This is a genomic window from Pseudalkalibacillus hwajinpoensis (genome assembly GCF_039851965.1).
Classification (GTDB): domain Bacteria; phylum Bacillota; class Bacilli; order Bacillales; family Guptibacillaceae; genus Guptibacillus; species Guptibacillus hwajinpoensis_E.
In genome coordinates, this window is sequence record NZ_CP156674.1 from 3,428,932 (window position 1) to 3,447,212 (window position 18,281).

Below are 18,281 nucleotides of genomic sequence, written 5' to 3' on the forward strand. Positions count from 1 at the left end.
AACGCTTGTTTTTCTTTCTTTTTGCCATCGTGGTAAAATGGAAGGAGCAGGCGTTTTTTTATAGTGTAGAACGCTTATTTGAATTGAACGGGAGGATCTTTATGAAAAACAAACTGGTATTAATTGACGGTAACAGCATCGCATATCGTGCATTCTTTGCATTACCGCTGCTAAACAATGATAAAGGTGTTTACACAAACGCTGTGCTTGGTTTTACAACAATGCTTTTAAAAATCATCGAAAACGAATCGCCAACGCATATGCTCGTTGCTTTTGATGCAGGTAAAACGACATTTCGACATAATACGTATACAGAATACAAAGGTGGTCGCCAAAAAACGCCATCTGAACTAAGTGAGCAATTTCCAGTTATTCGTGAAGTTCTTGATGCTTTTAAGATTAAACGATACGAAATCAAAAACTATGAAGCTGATGATATTATTGGGACAGTGTCTCAGGTAGCAAGTAAAGAAGATTGGGACGTAAAGATCTTCTCAGGGGACAAAGACTTACTTCAGCTCGTTTCCGATCAAGTACACGTTGCGCTAACGAGAAAAGGGATAACAGATATTGATACATACGATCCTGCGTTCCTAAACGAGAAGTATGGGCTTACTCCTGATCAAATCATCGATATGAAAGCGCTGATGGGGGATAATTCCGATAACATCCCCGGTGTTCCCGGAGTTGGTGAGAAGACTGCTTTAAAACTTCTGAAGCAATTTGGAACGGTAGAAGCGGTGTATGAATCGCTTGATGACGTATCGGGTAAAAAGCTGAAGGAAAAGCTTGAAGAGAACCATGACAAGGCAATGATGAGCAAAGAACTCGTTACAATTTATAAAGAAACACCGCTCGATCTTGAGATAAAAGACCTTGCCTACAGTGGGTATAATGTTGAACCTGTCTCCGCAATATTCAAAGAGCTTGGGTTTAAGCAGCTTCTAACTCGTATTGGTGGTGAAAGTAACGAAGTAGAGGAGATTGATGAATTAAAGTTCGATACCCTTGAAGAAATTGAAGAACATCATCTCGTCAGTCCATCCGCTCTTATTGTAGAAGTAATGGAAGAGAATTATCATAATGCGGAAATTCAAGGATTTTCGTTAGTGAATGAAAAAGGTAATTTTTACATCCCAACTGAACTTGCGATGTCCTCTGAGTCATTTAAAACGTTCCTTGAAGACTCAAGCAAGAAAAAGTGGGTCTTTGATGCGAAGCGAGCTGTTGTGGCCCTGGGATGGAAGGGAATTGCGCTAAAAGGGATTACTTTTGATTTAGTCATAGCATCTTATTTGCTCAATCCATCAGAGTCTACGCATGATTTATCTGCTATATCCAGACGTGAAGGATTTTCAATCGTTTCATCAGATGAAGCCGTTTATGGCAAAGGTGCAAAGCGTAAGCTGCCTGAGGAGCTGGAGCTCTCTGATCATCTTGTAAGAAAGTCTTATGCTGTGTATCAGTTAAAAGAAACGCTTGAAGAACAGCTTCGAAATAATAAGCAGTTCGAGCTGTTCCAGGATCTTGAAATGCCACTCACTCTTGTTCTTGGAGAAATGGAAACAAAAGGCGTTTCTGTAGACACACGATACCTCGAGAAGATGGGGGAGGAGTTAAATAAGAAGCTAAGTACCATTGAAGCTCGTATTTTTGAGCTAGCTGAAGCAGAATTTAACATTAACTCTCCTAAGCAGCTTGGAGAAGTTCTATTTGATAAACTTCAATTACCAGTTGTGAAAAAAACGAAGACTGGATACTCAACTTCTGCTGATGTGCTAGAAAAGCTTGAGAGTAAGCATGAGGTAATCCCGGAAATTCTTCTATACCGCCAACTTGGAAAGTTGAATTCCACTTACATTGAAGGTCTTCTTAAAGTTATTTATTCTGATACAGGTAAAATCCATACGAGATTTAACCAGGCCCTTACGCAAACCGGCAGACTTAGTTCAACAGATCCTAACTTGCAAAACATCCCAATTCGTCTTGAAGAAGGTCGAAGAATACGTCGTGCGTTTATACCTTCTTCAGAAAAGTGGGTCATGTTTGCGGCCGATTATTCTCAAATCGAATTACGTGTACTTGCTCATATTGCACAGGATGAAAACTTGAGTGAAGCATTCCAAAATGGTGAAGACATTCATACGAAAACGGGAATGAATGTGTTTGGGGTTTCCAAAGGGGATGTAACGTCAGATATGAGAAGACACGCGAAAGCTGTTAACTTTGGAATTGTCTACGGGATAAGTGATTACGGCCTTTCTCAAAGCATAGGCATTTCAAGAAAAGAAGCGGGAGAGTTTATTGATCGCTATCTTGAAAGTTTCCCTGGTGTAAAAAGGTACATGGAGGATGTCGTTACACAGGCAAAAGAAGATGGGTTTGTCTCAACGTTATTGCAACGGAGACGATATCTGCCTGAAATTAATTCAAGAAACTTTAATCAGCGTAGTTTTGCAGAACGTACGGCGATGAATACACCAATTCAGGGAACAGCGGCAGATATCATTAAGCTAGCTATGGTCCAAATGGATACAAGACTTAAAGAAGATAACCTGAAGACAAGAATGCTGCTTCAAGTACACGATGAACTTATTTTTGAAGCGCCTGAAGAAGAAATCGAAACGTTAAAACGTATTGTGCCTGAAGTGATGGAAGCAGCGATCAAACTTGATGTACCATTAAAGGTTGATTATGAATATGGCTCCACCTGGTATGATGCGAAGTAGGCATTAAAGGAGAGAGAGTATGCCTGAGTTACCAGAAGTTGAAACAGTCAAACGAACGCTCCAGAAATTAATTGTTGGAAAGAAAATTACGGATGTCATTGTAAAATGGCCCAAAATCATTAAGAGACCAGACGATATAGAAGAATTCAGAATGAAAGTTATTGGACAATCGTTTAAAAGTGTGGAACGAAGAGGAAAATTTTTGAAACTTATACTGGAAGAAGACGTAATTGTTTCCCACTTGCGTATGGAAGGGAAATATCGTGTAGCTCAAACAGAAGATGAATCGGATCATCATACACACGTTTTCTTTACTTTTGATGACGGTACTGAGCTTCGTTATCATGACGTGCGCAAATTTGGTACAATGCATCTTTTTCCTATTGGAACAGAAGAAGATGTATTACCTCTTGCAAAGCTCGGTCAAGAACCTTTTTCTTCAGCTTTTACTGTAGATGTTTTGAGAAAAGGATTTCAAAAGACAAGCAGAAAAGTAAAAACTGTCCTGCTTGATCAGACGCTTGTTGTGGGGCTTGGGAATATTTATGTTGATGAAGCGTTGTTCAAGGCGTTTATCCATCCTGAACGTTTAGCTTCAACACTGGACGACCAAGAACTTCAGCTCTTACACACTGAGATTATAAACACACTAAAGCAGGCTGTTGATAAAGGCGGGAGCACAATCCGTTCCTATGTGAATAGCCAGGGGAAAGTCGGTACTTACCAGGACAATCTTTTTGTATACGGACGATCCGGTCTTGCGTGTAAAGCATGCAGCACCCTGCTTGAGAAAAAGGTTGTTGGTGGACGAGGGACAACTTTTTGTCCAACTTGTCAGGTGAGTTTTTAAGGCGTAGCGTTGGATGGGCTCCTTTCATATACTATTTAAGATTTTAGTATGAAAGGAGTTCGCCAATGCACTGGGTTTCTCTTTTTTTCTTAGCATTTGCTGTAAGTATCGATGGTTTTGGGGTCGGCTTAACGTATGGATTACGAAGGATGAGAATTCCTTTTAAGTCAATTCTTATTTTATCTATTTGCTCGGCGGTCTCCATGTTAATCGCAATGGGACTTGGATCCATGCTCCAACTCTGGATATCAGATATAGTGGCTCAGAGAATCGGAGGAGCTATTCTTATTGCTCTAGGTGGCTGGGTATTGTATCAAATGATTCGGAATAACAAAGAAGGAGAGAAAATAATTTCAGATCGTACTCTCCTCCATTTTGAAATTCGATCAATCGGGGTCGTCATTAGTATTTTGAGAAAGCCTACAACGGCTGATTTTGATGATTCTGGTACCATAACTGGCATCGAAGCGATTATGTTAGGGGCGGCCCTTTCTCTTGATGCATTTGGGGCAGGTGTTGGTGCCTCTATGATCGGTTATCCACCAATTGGAACGTCACTATTGATTGCCTGTATGAGTTCGTTCTTTGTCTTGATTGGACTCAAGTTTGGAAACATAGCTTCTAATATTAAATGGATGGATAAATTAGCTTATTTACCAGGTTGTTTATTAATTATTCTAGGATTTATGAGAATGTAGCTGCAAAGGAGGGGTACCTTGGATATTGGGCTAACCGGTGGAATAGCTAGCGGAAAAAGTACGATTGCGGATATGATAAGAAAATACAATATACCAATTGTTGATGCAGATGTGATTGCAAGACAGGTGGTTGAACCTGGTGAGTCTACGCTTAAGGAGATATTTCGTTTATTCGGATCAGAAATGGAAGCAGAAGACGGTGGACTTGATCGTAAAAGGTTGGGGTCAGTTGTATTTGAAAATGAAGAAAAACGCGTTCTGCTAAATAGTATCCTTCATCCAACCATTCGTAAGCGAATGTTAGATGAAGTCACTTCTTATAAAAAACAGGGTTATCCTCATGTTGTGCTCGATATACCTCTGTTATTTGAAAGTAAACTAACTCACATGGTTGAGAAAACGTTACTTGCATATGTAGACGGGGAAACACAGCTGAAAAGATTAATGAATCGAGATGGAAGTTCAGAGCAGGAAGCTTCTAAGCGCATCCAATCTCAAATGTCGATTGAAGAAAAAAAAGCTTTGGCTGATGCCGTTATTGATAATACCGGTACGAGGGAACGAACCGAAGAACAGCTTAACTCACTTCTCAAGAACTGGAAAGTAATTTAGAAGAAACACGTCTAATAGGCGTGTTTCTTTTCATTTATTTCACTATAAGGGGTAGCAAAACCCTCTGATGGAAGTTTCACTTTATAGGGGCATTCATCCTGTTTACCATGATTATTCATGAATAGTGTAAATATATCTTTTCATTTGCATATAATATGTTATACTAATTTTGTGATAAAGGAAATCAGTATAACACATATATGGTAGGAGGAACGCTGGATGAACTCAAGAGTAGCGATTAATGGCTTTGGAAGAATTGGGCGTATGGTATTTAGAAAGGCAATGATGGAAGAAAACTTGGAAGTTGTAGCAATTAACGCTAGCTATCCGCCGGAAACGCTCAGCCATTTAATTAAATATGATAGCATTCATGGTACATTTGATGGGGACGTTACGCCTTGTGAAAATGGAATTAAGATAAATAATAAAAAAATAATTGTCCTAAACAACCGTGATCCAAAGAACCTCCCGTGGAAGGAGATGGGAATTGATGTCGTTATTGAAGCGACTGGGAAATTCCGTTCTCGTGAAGAAGCCGGATACCATTTAGACGCAGGTGCTAAAAAAGTGATCATTACGGCACCGGGGAAAAATGAGGATCTTACAATTGTCATGGGTATTAATGAAAGCGAATACAATAGCGAAAAACATCACGTTTTGTCAAATGCATCCTGTACAACGAATTGTTTGGCGCCTGTCGTGCAGGTGCTTGATAAAGCCTTTGGTATTGTATCAGGTATGATGACAACAGTGCATGCATATACAAATGATCAGAAAAATATCGATAATCCACATAAAGATTTAAGAAGAGCGCGGGCCTGTGGTCAGTCTATTATCCCGACTTCTACTGGGGCAGCGAAAGCCATTTCAAAAGTGTTGCCTCATCTTGAAGGTAAATTGAACGGCATGTCACTTCGAGTACCGACACCGAATGTGTCGCTTGTTGACCTTGTAGTTGATTTAAAGAAAGAAGTGACGGTTGAACAGGTAAATGATGCTTTGAAAGCAGCTTCTGAAGGACCGTTACGCGGAATTCTTGCCTATTCTGATGAGCCGCTTGTCTCCATTGATTATAATGGAAATGACCATTCGTCGATTATTGACGGGCTTTCAACGATGGTAGTAGAGAACAAGAAAGTTAAAGTGCTTGCATGGTATGACAATGAGTGGGGATATTCTTGCCGTGTGGTTGATATGGCAAAGTATGTGGGTGAGAGAATTCCCGGGAGGCTGAAGGTTAGCGTTTAATAAAGATGATAAAAAGCAGGAGCCCACGGGTTCCTGCTTTTTTCATCTTTATTAGAAATTTGATATTGGACAATTTTTTGTTGCAAAACCATATTAAAAGCTTTATACTATTTTTCGTGAACTTCTTTTATAGCAATTTGGCATTGGAAACTACTTAAAGGGTTAGGACCTCATCGGACTAACTTTCCCCCGTGGTGGATTTTCAATACCGCATGCTGATATATGCATGAGTAAATTTAAAGGGGGAATTTTGCTATGGATACAATGGGACGACACGTCATTGCTGAACTATGGGGCTGTGACATTGAAAAACTTAACAACATGAAATTTATTGAAGAAACGTTTGTAGAAGCTGCTTTAAAATCTGGTGCAGAGGTTCGAGAAGTTGCTTTTCATAAATTCGCACCACAGGGAGTTAGTGGTGTCGTTATTATTTCTGAATCGCATCTAACTATTCACAGCTTTCCTGAGCATGGTTATGCAAGCATCGATGTTTATACATGCGGTGATCTTGACCCGAACGTTGCGGCTAACTATATTGCGGATGCGCTTATGGCAGACACTCGTGAGAATATTGAACTTCCACGTGGTATGGGCCCTGTTAAACCTAAAGTTAGAGAAGAGCAGTCAGCGTTTACTTCATAATCATAACAATAGTCTAAAGGAGTGCGCCTGCACTCCTTTTTTGTTGTGTGCCCGGCATGTGCATACGCTATAGGGTTCAAGTCCCGAACGGCAAAGGTCATTGTAGCCGTTAGCCAAAGGCAAGGGTGTCCGAGGCGACTCGGAATCTGAAGGAAGCCAGAGGCAAATCTCCGACCCGAGGAACACGAATCTCATACAAGGCTGTCATTTTTGGACGAGATGGCAACACACATCGAAGTCCAAATGACCAAAGGAAATGGCAGTAAATGAGGCGGGTAAATGGAGAGGAAGTTTGTGCACTTACCCGGGGAGGTCTGACGGTCACGCCATACACCTATGGTAACTGTCTTCAAGAGAAGTCACTGAACCATCAGAAGTCAGCCGAGGTCATAGTACCGTTCCAAACTCGAGATGGTACGGGAAGGACCGAATCATGAATAGAGAACAGGTTCTACCGAAGTACGCATCGTTCGATGACACAGAACATTTCAGCTCAACATATGAGGTAGGAGTGAAGTCTCTGAGGGCATATGGAGCGTGGAGAATTGGTGCCACACAAGGAAAGAAACCTGTCACGTGGAGGAAGAAAGCATGTTGGAAAAGATACTTCATCGGAACAATTTAAACGAAGCCTATCGACGAGTGGTCCGAAACAAAGGGAGTCACGGCGTTGATCACATTCCCACGTCTGAACTGAAATCCCAGATCTCGGAGTCCTGGAATGAGATTGAAGCCCAACTTCTGGATGGAACCTATCAACCGTCACCCGTCCGTCGTGTCGAAATCCCGAAACCGAACGGAGGCAAACGAAAGCTAGGCATTCCAACCGCCATGGATCGCTTCATCCAACAAGCTATCAACCTTTATCTTCAACGGATCTACGATCCGTCGTTTTCCAACTCAAGCTACGGGTTCCGACCAGGAAAACGAGCACACGATGCGGTCCGAAAAGCCCAAGAATATGTCAATGACGGATACCGGTGGGTGGTGGATATCGATCTGGAGAAATTCTTTGATCGCGTTCACCACGACCGACTAATGCGCACATTGAGTTGTCGGGTTAAGGACGGTCGCATCCTTCGAATCATTCGGAGATACCTACAAGCTGGGGTTATGGAGAACGGCCTAACACAGACGAACCAAGCAGGGACACCGCAAGGAAGTCCTTTAAGTCCACTTCTATCAAATATCGTGTTAAATGAACTGGATAAGGAATTGGAGTCAAGAGGTATTCGTTTCGTTCGATACGCCGACGATTGTCAGATTTACGTAGGCTCAAGAAGAGCAGCCGAACGAATCCTTCGAAATATCAGCCAGTTTATCAAGAAGAAATTAAAACTAAAAGTTAATAAGGAAAAGAGTGCGATTGACCGCCCGTGGAAACGAACGTTCCTTGGGTTTAGTTTCACGCTCCACCGAGACTCGAAAATCAGGGTCGCGAAACAATCAATCCAACGAGCAAAACAGGAACTTCGACGCTTAACATCACGAAAGTGGAGTTTAGCGATGTCCGATCGAATCAAGAAATTAAACAAATTCATTGTAGGGTGGCGAAACTATTTCCAGCTCGCTGAAACGACATCAACTTTTAGAGAATTAATGGCATGGTTGAGAAGGAGATTACGAATGATCCGGTGGAAGGAATGGAAAACACCTAAAACAAGAAGGAAAGAACTCCTTTCATTAGGTGTTACAAAAGCGAAAGCTTTTGAATGGAGCAACACAAGAAAAGGCTACTGGCGAATTGCCAGTAGCCCGATCCTCCATCGTACCTTCAATGACAAGTATTGGCGTCAGTTAGGATTAAAATCGTTAGAAGCACGTTAGATTTTCATGAAACCGCCGTATACGGATCCGTACGTACGGTGGTGTGAGAGGTCGGGGGTTAGTCACCCCCTCCTACTCGATTACCTTCTCATGTCTTTGATATATGATAACGTAATTGATTTATCGTTCATTTATTGCTATTCTTAAAAAAAATAGAGGAGGAACAGGGTGGGAATTAAAGAATTTTTTAGCAACCGTTCTGAAACAGCAGAAAGGCATTCTAACGATAGGCTTAAAACTCATTATTTTAAAGCGTCAAAAGAACAGGCGTTTACTGAAGCGAAAGCCGTACTTCAGAAACATTATAAAGGTGAAATTGTTACAAATTCTCCTGAACGTGGAGAGTTCGTTTATCAAGTGAAGGGTGCCAAAAAGGCACTTATCGTTGTAACTGTGGTTAACGTTCGAGCATACAAAACGGCCGTCGATTTCTCGGTTTCAACTGAGACGCCGCTTCCGGTTGATTTTGGATTCAGCAAGAAGGTAATAGAAACTGTTTACGACGATCTAAAAAAGAAATTAACATTAATTGGTACGGGCATTTCTGAACAATTTTAGAGATGTGTGTGTCGTCACATATTCTATGATAAAATAGAAAGTAGAAATCTTGTTCGTTTAGTGGAGATGATCTAATGCGCTGTCCCAACTGCAATCATAATGGTACAAGAGTGCTTGATTCCAGACCGGTTCACGAAAGCCGATCCATCCGCAGGCGCCGGGAATGTGAGTCCTGTACGTATCGTTTTACGACATTTGAAACAGTTGAAGAAATACCTCTCATTGTAGTGAAAAAAGAGGGAACCAGAGAAGAGTTTAGCAGGGATAAGATTCTTAGGGGTTTAATAAAAGCCTGTGAAAAAAGACCTGTACCGCTTGAGACTCTTGAAACGATTGTCAATGAAATCGAACGGGATCTCCGTAATCAGGGTGCATCAGAAATCAGTAGTGATGTTGTTGGTGAACTCGTGATGGATCATCTGGCAAAAGTCGATGAAGTAGCTTATGTTCGTTTTGCTTCCGTTTATCGTCAATTCAAGGATATAAATGTGTTTATACGGGAGTTGAAAGAACTAATTAACAGAGCGGAGTAACAGATTAGGAGCTTACTATAAGCTCTTTTTTTGTACTTCAAGAAAGGGTAACTTTGAGAAAGCGTGACGTCCAAGAAAAAGATAGGTTAATGATGAGTCAAAGTGGTAAAAATTTATTAGAGAGTACAAAGGTGAAGCATATGCATTGGAAAGAACTGCTTCCTGTTGATACGCTTCAGGTTGAGGCGGCAGGACTACTGCATGAATATGATAGGCAAGTCCTTACACTATTGTATCAGCCCCTGATAGGTGCTGAAGCTTACAGCCTTTATATGACGCTATGGAGCGCTCATGAGCAACGGGAGAATATTGCAACAAGCATGACCCATCATAATTTATTGATTATGATGAGATGGGACTTAAAGAAGGTACTAGAAGAACGGCGAAAGCTAGAAGGAATTGGTTTGCTCAAAACGTTATTAAAAAACGGAGACGATCCAAGGCACTTTACGTATGAGCTTCAACCCCCACTGACGCCTGAACTCTTCTTTAATGATGGTGTCCTTAATATCTATTTATTCAATCGACTCGGTCGTAACCGATACAATGACTTGAAGCAGTACTTTACAGTTGAAAAATCAGATCTGACTGAGTACAGTGACATTACCGCATCGTTTAATGAAGTCTATGATTCCCTTCATCCTTCAGAGATGGCTTCACTGAATAGTGAAGAAGACCTTCGTGCTGGTGAGAATATTGAGAAGCGGAATGAAAATAAAGGACTTGTTTTTACTTCGTCTCAATTTGACTTTGACGTGATGAATCAGCATATCTCTGATATGATTGTATCAGATCGAATGTTAACAAATTCCGTCAAGAAAACCATTGAACGACTTGCTTTTGTGTATAAAATTGAGCCATATGAAATGGGACGAATTGTTGAACAGGCTGCCATTCATCATGAGGAGCTCTCAAATGACCTGCTTCGAAAAGAGGTTAGCAGTTGGTTTGCCCTTGAAAATCGAGGGAAAGTCCCTGCACTTCAATATAGAAGGCAGCCAGCATCTCTTCAGGAATTTCATACGAAAGAACCGACAACAGAAGAAGAAAAAGCTGCTCAGAGGTATGAACAGATGACACCGTATGACATCCTTCAACGTGCTGCAGAGGGCGGGAAACCATCTGAGGCAGATATGAAAATGGTCGAGCGGATCATGGATGAGCAAAAACTAACGCCAGGTGTGATGAATGTTCTTCTTGATTTTATACTTGAAACACAGGACAAGAAGCTTTCCAAAAACTATGTGGAAAAGTTTGCGAGTCATTGGGCAAGATCAAAGGTGAAAACTGTAAGAGAAGCCATGAATCTTGCGATAAAAGAACTCGAGCAGCCTTCTAAGAAGAAAACAGGCAAACAAGGGAACCAGGGAAATCCAACAAGAGCAGCAAGGAAAGATAAAGTGCCTGAATGGATTTCCGATCAGAAAGAACCTGATATGTCAAAAGAAGAGCGTTCAGAAAAACAGGACCAGCTCAAGAAGATGCTGAGCAAATACAAAAAATAAGTTGATGAAAGCGGGGTGAAATGGAATGGAATCCATTCAGGAATCATTTAACAAAATGCCTGCTAATAGAAAGTTTCAAGAGCAGTACCAGGAAATGAAAAAAGCGATAATGGCTGATGCGGATATCCAGGCTTTTTGTGAAGCGCATGAAGAGGTGGATGATAAAGTTATCGATCGAAGTCTTGCCAGGTTGTACGAATACACGACACAGGCCAAGCGATGCGAAGGATGTCCTGGTCTCTCTGATTGTATTAACATGATGGACGGCTATGAACCTGAGCTCTTTATGAATCGATCTGTTATTGATATCCGTTACAATCGCTGTCCGACAAGAGTGGAAGAAGATGAGAATAAAAAGCGGAATCAAATGATTCAGAGCTATTACATTCCAAAGGAAATACTTCAGGCCACCTTTGCTGATTTGGATGATCAGGATCCTGTGCGGGTAGAAGCGATTGGAACGGCCATTCAATACGTAGAACAATTCGTTCCTGGAGAAACCACAAAAGGCCTCTATATCCATGGTGGATTTGGTGTTGGAAAGACGTTTATTCTTGGGGCCATCGCAAACCAGCTTGCAAAAGATAAAGGCGTCCGTTCGCAGTTTATTTACACACCGGATTTTTTCCGTCAGATGAAAAGTGCCATCCAGGATCAGTCCATTGATGCAAAGCTCGATTATTTGAAGGAAACCCCTCTGTTAATTCTTGACGATATAGGTGCTGAGAGTATTTCGAGCTGGGTTCGTGATGATATTCTCGGAGCGCTTCTTCAGTATCGAATGACTGAAGGACTGCCGACGCTTTACTCATCTAACCTTGATTACACACTGCTTGAGGAGCATCTTGCTTATTCTCACAAAAGCGGAATTGAAGAAACGAAAGCAAAACGAATTATGGAAAGAATTAAGCATTTTACTACCCCTGTCTTTCTTGAAGGGAAAAATCGCAGAGTGTAAAGTCCTCCCGTATTGGAGGGCTTTTTTTATCTTTATCTGAAGGGAAAACTCCTCTAGTGAAAGCTCCTTTGAATCTTCTATTCATCAATTTTGGCAAATGACCATATAGTTGCTAATGAGAAGGTGGACAGGAGGGGGAAGTGTTGATATCGATAACGTTCAATAGCACAAGCGACTTTCAATTTGTACAGGAACAGTTACAGAAGGTACTGGATAGTAAAAAGCAGCTAATCGTTGATCAAGGCGGATTGATGGTTTCGGTGGCGATTGAACCATACGATACGAAAACGTGCTTTAACATTTCTAAGTGCCTGGCCCTATGTGTGACAACGATTTATGAAAATCAATGGATGGATCAGCTGTTAAGGTCAACTTATTTCTTTCAAGATGATGATGAGATTGCTGAAATATCTGCCATCGCTCGTAGTATTGGTGAGGGTGACAGAGAAGATGTACCGGGTGCGATGCGATTTACCAATCGCGAGAAATTAGTTCTAGAAGCTGCGTATGCCTGTATTGAACAGGGAGGAACCATTTCGTTTGATTCGTTTATTAGATTCCGCATGCGTCCGTATCGAAGTCTGCTTAATGCTTTAGTTGGTGAGGCGATTGATGAGTATAAACTTGAACAGGAATATCAGAACTTCGTTGATGCGTTACGTTTTTTCCTTAAAAAGAGGGAACCAATCGAGAAGCGTGTTGTTCTTGTATTTGATGGTGATTATCGTCTGTACGACAGTCAGGGAAGGGATTTACCTCTTCAAATGGAACAACTGTCAGGTGAGTTACCAGACGGTCTTAGGGTGGATGACATCGATCCTGATATTTTGTTACCACTATTAATTCTCGCTCCTGAGGAAATTTATTTATACACGGATCATTCGGAAGAGGGTCTTGCTCAAACGATTCGGAATGTTTTTGAAGAGCGTCTTCATTTTTTTTCGCATCGTATGTCTAAAATACATTTTTCGGGAAATCATTAAAAATAGGCTTGATTTTAAGAAAGCCACTATTTATAATACCTACATACACGCATATACGTTATCGTTACGATAAGGACATGAGATGCTTTGTCAGCTTTAAGAGAGGGAAGGAATGGTGCGATCTTCCCAGCGTGATAAGCAGTCTTACCACCTTTGAACTCTGCTCTGGAAATAGGGTGGCGTTTCTGCTACGTTACAGCAGTCTGAGCCGCTTAGGATTTCTCAAAGCGGGAAGCAGGGTGGAACCACGAGATTAACACTCGTCCCTTTTTGGGACGGGTGTTTTTTATATGCAAAAAAGGAGTGAAGAAGCATGGCTGAAATGGTAAAAATGACTTTCCCCGACGGTTCTGTAAAGGAATTTGAAAAGGGAACGACTACAGAAGAAATCGCAAGTTCAATTAGCCCGGGTCTTAAGAAGAAGGCGCTCGCTGGTAAAGTGAATGGAGCCTTAATTGATTTGCGACGTGAAATCGAAAAGGATGCTTCAATTGAGATCGTAACACCTGAAAGCGAAGATGGACTTGAAGTCCTTCGGCATAGTACAGCACACTTGATGGCGCAGGCTATCAAGCGATTATATAGCGATGTAAAGCTTGGTGTTGGTCCAGTAATCGATAGTGGTTTCTATTATGATATCGATTGCCCGGTTTCGATTACACCTGAAGACCTTCCGAGGATTGAGAAGGAAATGAAGAAAATCGTAAATGAAAACCTTGAAGTGAAGCGTAACGTTGTAAGTCGTGATGAAGCACAGAAGATGTTTGAGGAGATCGGAGACGAGCTTAAGTTAGAACTGCTTGAAGCGATTCCTGCTGATGAGCAAGTGACAATTTATGAACAGGGTGAATTCTTCGACCTTTGCCGTGGACCGCATATACCTTCAACTAGCAAGATTAAAGCCTTCAAGCTTCTCTCGATTGCGGGAGCATACTGGCGCGGTGATAGCGAGAATCAAATGCTTCAGCGTATATACGGAACTGCCTTTCCAAAGCAATCTCAGGTAGAAGAATATCTTCACTTACTTGAAGAAGCTAAGGAACGCGATCATCGTAAACTCGGTAAGGAGCTAAAACTCTTTACAATTTCTCAAGAGGTAGGACAGGGTCTTCCAATCTGGTTACCAAGAGGGGCAACGATACGCCGTACGATTGAACGCTACATCGTCGATCTCGAAGAGCGTCTTGGTTACAACCATGTATATACTCCTCACCTTGCAAACGTTGAATTGTACAAAACTAGCGGACACTGGGAGCACTATCAAGAAGATATGTATCCTCCAATGAAAATGGATGAAACAGAAGAATTAGTTCTTCGTCCAATGAACTGCCCGCACCATATGATGATTTACAAAAATGATCTGAAAAGCTATCGTAGCCTTCCATATCGTGTTGCAGAGCTTGGAACAATGCATCGATATGAAATGTCAGGAGCACTAGCAGGACTTCAACGGGTACGCTCGATGACGTTAAATGATGCGCATATCTTCTGTCGGCCGGATCAAATCAAGCAAGAATTTATTGAAGTTGTTGAGCTCATCCAGGAAGTTTATAAAGACTTTAGTATCGATGATTACTCCTTCCGTCTTTCGTATCGCGACCCGGCAGATAAGAAGAAATATATCGACAATGACGAGATGTGGGAAAAAGCTCAGAGGATGCTTAAAGAAGCGATGGACGATCTTAACGTTGAGTACGTTGAAGCAGAAGGTGAAGCGGCGTTCTACGGTCCTAAACTGGATGTTCAGGTGAAAACAGCACTTGGTAAAGAGGAAACGCTCTCCACTGTTCAATTGGATTTCCTTCTTCCAGAGCGATTCGATCTTTCTTACATTGGGGAGGATGGCAACCATCACCGCCCGGTTGTTATTCACCGTGGTGTTGTATCAACAATGGAACGATTTGTTGCTTTCTTAATTGAAGAATACAAAGGTGCGTTCCCTACATGGCTTTCTCCAGTACAAGCTGAAATCATACCGGTTTCTGAAGTTCACCTGGATTATGCAAAGGAAGTTCAGAAAAAACTTCAACGTGCAGGAATTCGTGTAGAAGTTGATGAGCGTAACGAAAAAATCGGGTACAAAATCCGTGAAGCTCAAATGCAAAAAATCCCTTATATGCTTGTGGTAGGTGACAAAGAAGTAGAAGGCGAAGCTGTTAACGTTCGTCGATACAGCCAGCAGAATTCAGAGACTGTATCGCTCAGTGAATTTACTTCAAGAATCGAACAAGAAATTAAAGAAAAGAACTAATGGAAAGCCGGCTTGAAGGCCGGCTTTTTATTAATGATGTAAAAGAAATATGAAAAAACACTTGTCACAAAGCGAAAGATTCGTTATGATAATCAAGTGCACTTCGAAGGAATCTTATCACCTTGACATAAATTTGGTCAGCATGGTATACTTTCTTAGGTAATTAAATATCGGAAACAAAGCAAGCAGAAGCGCCCGCTTCTCACCTGATTGACGCCGTTACTGGTAGTTTGCAGGTACACTGTTTATAATTGTGTAATGTGTGGGTGTCGTATGCGCCGACGCTTTTTTTATGCTTTGAACCGAATATAATTCAATTAAGGACAACATGTTTAGATGATCATCATCGAACAATAACCATGGAGGTGGCTGATTATTAGTAGAGATATGAACGTCAATGAGGGCATTCGTGCCCGGGAAGTACGTCTTGTTGGTGCAGACGGAAACCAAATTGGTGTGAAATCAAAAAATGAGGCATTAGATATGGCTCGAAACGCAAATCTTGATCTTGTTATGGTCGCTCCAAACGCGAAGCCGCCGGTATGTCGCATTATGGACTACGGAAAGTTCCGTTATGAGCAGCAGAAGAAAGACAAAGAAGCGCGTAAGAAACAAAAGATTATTACCGTTAAAGAAGTTCGTTTGAGCCCGAATATTGAAGAGCATGATTTCAATACGAAGCTTCGTAATGCACGTAAGTTTCTTGAAAAAGGCGACAAAGTGAAGGCATCGATCCGTTTCCGCGGTCGTATGATCACACACTCTGACATCGGTAAAAAGGTGCTTGAGCACCTGGCAGAAGATTGTAAAGATATTGCAACTGTTGAGTCCAAACCAAAAATGGAAGGACGCAGCATGTTCCTAATCTTGGCACCTATCGCAGAAAAGTAATTCTTGAAGGAGGAACTCACTCATGCCAAAAATGAAATCTCACAGTGGAGCTTCAAAGCGTTTTAAGAAAACTGGATCAGGTAAACTTAAGCGTAGCCGTGCTTACACTAGCCATATGTTTGGTAACAAGTCTCAAAAGCAGAAGCGTAAGCTTCGCAAAGCTTCTCTTGTTTCCGCAGGTGACTTCAAGCGCATTAAGACTCTAATCTACAACAAGAAGTAATCGGCATTTATACTATTTTGACACAGAAATTAGGAGGGGTTTAGTATGCCAAGAGTAAAAGGTGGCTACGTAACACGTCGTAGACGTAAAAGAACGTTAAAACTCGCAAAAGGATATTACGGATCTAAGCATTTGCTTTTCAAAGTTGCTAACCAGCAAGTTATGAAATCACTTATGTATGCTTATCGTGACCGTCGCCAGAAAAAACGCGACTTCCGTAAGCTTTGGATTACTCGTATCAACGCGGCAGCTCGTATGAACGGACTTTCTTACAGCCGTTTGATGTTCGGTCTTAAAACAGCTGGAATCGACATCAACCGTAAAATGCTTGCAGAGCTTGCAATCAACGACGAAAAAGCGTTCGCTGAACTAGCATCTAAAGCTAAAGAAAACTTGAAATAAGTATGAAGCCATTCTCACTGGTTGAGAGTGGCTTTTTTTGATAGGGAGATGAAAAATGAGTATTTATTATCTTTTCTTTGTTTACATCGCTCTCCTTAACATCTGGAGTTATGCTGCAATGGGTTGGGATAAACGAAGAGCTAGAAAGCGTGGAAATCGAATTGCAGAGAGAAATCTGTGGACGTTGTTTATTATAGGAGGATCCATTGGCGGATATGCAGGCATGAAGCATTTTAGACATAAAACAAAGCACAGGCAATTTGTAATAGGCATTCCTGTGCTTGTAACGATCCAACTCGTTCTGTTCGCAGGGGGATTTTACATTTTAAATCGCTCATGACTCGTTTTGTTTTAAATAGCGCTTGTCCTTCAAGAACAGCCGCCAGAAGTAAATGAATCCAGGAGTTAAAATGAAAAAGGCAACAATATAGGTAATGATAAGCGCTCTGAATGTCGCAGGATTTGTGAACCCTGTTTCAATCGTTACCTCGGGATATACGATATAAGGTAGATGTGCTGAACCATAAGCGTAGCTTGCGAGTAAATATTGAATGACAACGCTAATCATAGCGAGTCTTGGGATCCCAGCTCCTCGTTTCCTTGGGATCCATAGTGCTACATACCCAATTAAGAAAGTAGCTACCGATCCTATTAGCCAGGGAACATAGTTCATAAGATTCTCATATAGCCAGAGCGCTTCATTCCGCATTGTCAGAACGAGTAATCCAGCCATGACAAGTGAGACAGGTCCGACCATGATAGCGTCTCTGCGATAGATTGTATAGGCTTCCTGGTCTCCTGCTACATTTGAATAATCAGCAAGTAAAAGGGAGGAAAGAAAGAGCGTGCTTGAAACGGCAAAAGCCATAAAAGCATAAACACTAGGACTGGTGAAAAGCTCACCAAGTAAAAGCTGTTCCTTTCCATCCACAAATTCTACAAAGCCCCCCTGTGTAATGGGGAGAACACAGATCAGAAGCGCTGGTATTAAAAAACCAGTAATCCCAGAAATGATCGTGAGAATTCGTTTATAATTCTCAGATGCGGAATGTGAAAAGACGAGAAAAGCACTTCGGAGTGCCAGTAGGAGAATAATCAGGCTGCCAGGAATGAGTAGAACGGTCCCCAGTGTAAACGTCGCACCAGGAAAGAAACTGAAAAGAGCAACAACAATGGCTACAATAAACACGTTCGTTACTTCCCATGAAGGAGAGAGGTACCTGTTTGCGATACTTGTTGCTTTTGTATTGTTTTTATTTAAATAGATCATCGACCAGAATCCTGCTCCAAAGTCGATGGTAGCCATAACTGCGTAGATAAACACAATTCCCCATATTAATGTAATAGCATAGAGTGCTTCTGTCATTT

Annotated in this window: 19 protein-coding genes and 1 other annotated feature; of the genes, 18 read left to right on the plus strand and 1 reads right to left on the minus strand. The window is 41.5% G+C overall.

Going from position 1 to position 18,281, the window contains the following annotated elements:
- The first annotated feature begins 101 nt into the window (after positions 1-101).
- The 18 genes from polA to ABFG93_RS17745 all read left to right on the plus strand — a co-directional run bounded on the left by polA (position 102) and on the right by ABFG93_RS17745 (position 17,253).
- On the plus strand, positions 102-2,729 hold the full coding sequence (gene polA / locus ABFG93_RS17660; RefSeq protein ID WP_347549331.1) for a DNA polymerase I: 2,628 nt from the start codon (positions 102-104) through the stop codon (positions 2,727-2,729).
- Positions 2,730-2,748: 19 nt separating this feature from the next.
- On the plus strand, positions 2,749-3,579 hold the full coding sequence (mutM, locus tag ABFG93_RS17665; protein ID WP_347549332.1) for a DNA-formamidopyrimidine glycosylase: 831 nt from the start codon (positions 2,749-2,751) through the stop codon (positions 3,577-3,579).
- 65 nt (positions 3,580-3,644) lie between these two features.
- Positions 3,645-4,277, plus strand: a complete 633-nt coding sequence (gene ytaF, locus ABFG93_RS17670; RefSeq protein ID WP_347549333.1) for a sporulation membrane protein YtaF — start codon at positions 3,645-3,647, stop codon at positions 4,275-4,277.
- 18 nt (positions 4,278-4,295) lie between these two features.
- Positions 4,296-4,889 (plus strand): dephospho-CoA kinase, encoded by a 594-nt coding sequence (gene coaE / locus ABFG93_RS17675; RefSeq protein ID WP_431522016.1) that lies wholly within the window; start codon positions 4,296-4,298, stop codon positions 4,887-4,889.
- A gap of 219 nt (positions 4,890-5,108) precedes the next feature.
- Positions 5,109-6,137 (plus strand): glyceraldehyde-3-phosphate dehydrogenase, encoded by a 1,029-nt coding sequence (locus tag ABFG93_RS17680; RefSeq protein WP_347549334.1) that lies wholly within the window; start codon positions 5,109-5,111, stop codon positions 6,135-6,137.
- Positions 6,138-6,392: 255 nt separating this feature from the next.
- Positions 6,393-6,782: an adenosylmethionine decarboxylase gene (gene speD / locus ABFG93_RS17685; protein WP_347549335.1), complete on the plus strand. Its 390-nt coding sequence runs from the start codon at positions 6,393-6,395 to the stop codon at positions 6,780-6,782.
- A 433-nt stretch (positions 6,783-7,215) separates the two neighbouring features.
- Complete coding sequence (locus ABFG93_RS17690) at positions 7,216-7,407, plus strand: hypothetical protein (RefSeq protein ID WP_347548066.1); 192 nt, start codon at positions 7,216-7,218, stop codon at positions 7,405-7,407.
- Complete coding sequence (ltrA, locus tag ABFG93_RS17695; protein WP_347548065.1) at positions 7,374-8,609, plus strand: group II intron reverse transcriptase/maturase; 1,236 nt, start codon at positions 7,374-7,376, stop codon at positions 8,607-8,609. The genes ABFG93_RS17690 and ltrA overlap by 34 nt, the downstream gene beginning before the upstream one ends.
- A 168-nt stretch (positions 8,610-8,777) precedes the next feature.
- Positions 8,778-9,167, plus strand: a complete 390-nt coding sequence (locus ABFG93_RS17700) for a hypothetical protein (protein ID WP_347549336.1) — start codon at positions 8,778-8,780, stop codon at positions 9,165-9,167.
- A gap of 74 nt (positions 9,168-9,241) precedes the next feature.
- Positions 9,242-9,700, plus strand: a complete 459-nt coding sequence (gene nrdR, locus ABFG93_RS17705; RefSeq protein ID WP_347549337.1) for a transcriptional regulator NrdR — start codon at positions 9,242-9,244, stop codon at positions 9,698-9,700.
- 140 nt (positions 9,701-9,840) lie between these two features.
- A complete protein-coding gene (locus tag ABFG93_RS17710; protein ID WP_347549338.1) occupies positions 9,841-11,205 on the plus strand; it encodes a replication initiation and membrane attachment family protein in 1,365 nt (454 codons plus the stop codon).
- A 25-nt stretch (positions 11,206-11,230) separates the two neighbouring features.
- Entirely contained in the window at positions 11,231-12,163 is a 933-nt protein-coding gene (dnaI, locus tag ABFG93_RS17715; RefSeq protein ID WP_347549339.1) for a primosomal protein DnaI, read from the plus strand.
- A 140-nt stretch (positions 12,164-12,303) separates the two neighbouring features.
- Entirely contained in the window at positions 12,304-13,146 is an 843-nt protein-coding gene (gene ytxC / locus ABFG93_RS17720) for a sporulation protein YtxC (RefSeq protein WP_347549340.1), read from the plus strand.
- Positions 13,147-13,459: 313 nt separating this feature from the next.
- Entirely contained in the window at positions 13,460-15,397 is a 1,938-nt protein-coding gene (gene thrS, locus ABFG93_RS17725) for a threonine--tRNA ligase (protein ID WP_347549341.1), read from the plus strand.
- A 177-nt stretch (positions 15,398-15,574) separates the two neighbouring features.
- Positions 15,575-15,694 (plus strand) — a sequence feature (ribosomal protein L20 leader region).
- Between the two features lie 90 nt (positions 15,695-15,784).
- Positions 15,785-16,288, plus strand: a complete 504-nt coding sequence (gene infC, locus ABFG93_RS17730) for a translation initiation factor IF-3 (protein WP_347549342.1) — start codon at positions 15,785-15,787, stop codon at positions 16,286-16,288.
- A gap of 22 nt (positions 16,289-16,310) precedes the next feature.
- Positions 16,311-16,511, plus strand: coding sequence for a 50S ribosomal protein L35 (rpmI, locus tag ABFG93_RS17735; RefSeq protein ID WP_347549343.1), 201 nt, complete (start codon positions 16,311-16,313; stop codon positions 16,509-16,511).
- Between the two features lie 45 nt (positions 16,512-16,556).
- Positions 16,557-16,913 (plus strand): 50S ribosomal protein L20, encoded by a 357-nt coding sequence (gene rplT, locus ABFG93_RS17740; RefSeq protein WP_347549344.1) that lies wholly within the window; start codon positions 16,557-16,559, stop codon positions 16,911-16,913.
- A 55-nt stretch (positions 16,914-16,968) separates the two neighbouring features.
- Positions 16,969-17,253: a DUF1294 domain-containing protein gene (locus ABFG93_RS17745; protein ID WP_347549345.1), complete on the plus strand. Its 285-nt coding sequence runs from the start codon at positions 16,969-16,971 to the stop codon at positions 17,251-17,253.
- Here the strand turns inward: ABFG93_RS17745 and ABFG93_RS17750 are convergent.
- Positions 17,248-18,279 (minus strand): cytochrome d ubiquinol oxidase subunit II, encoded by a 1,032-nt coding sequence (locus tag ABFG93_RS17750; RefSeq protein ID WP_431522017.1) that lies wholly within the window; start codon positions 18,277-18,279, stop codon positions 17,248-17,250. The genes ABFG93_RS17745 and ABFG93_RS17750 overlap by 6 nt on opposite strands.
- Positions 18,280-18,281: the final 2 nt, after the last annotated feature.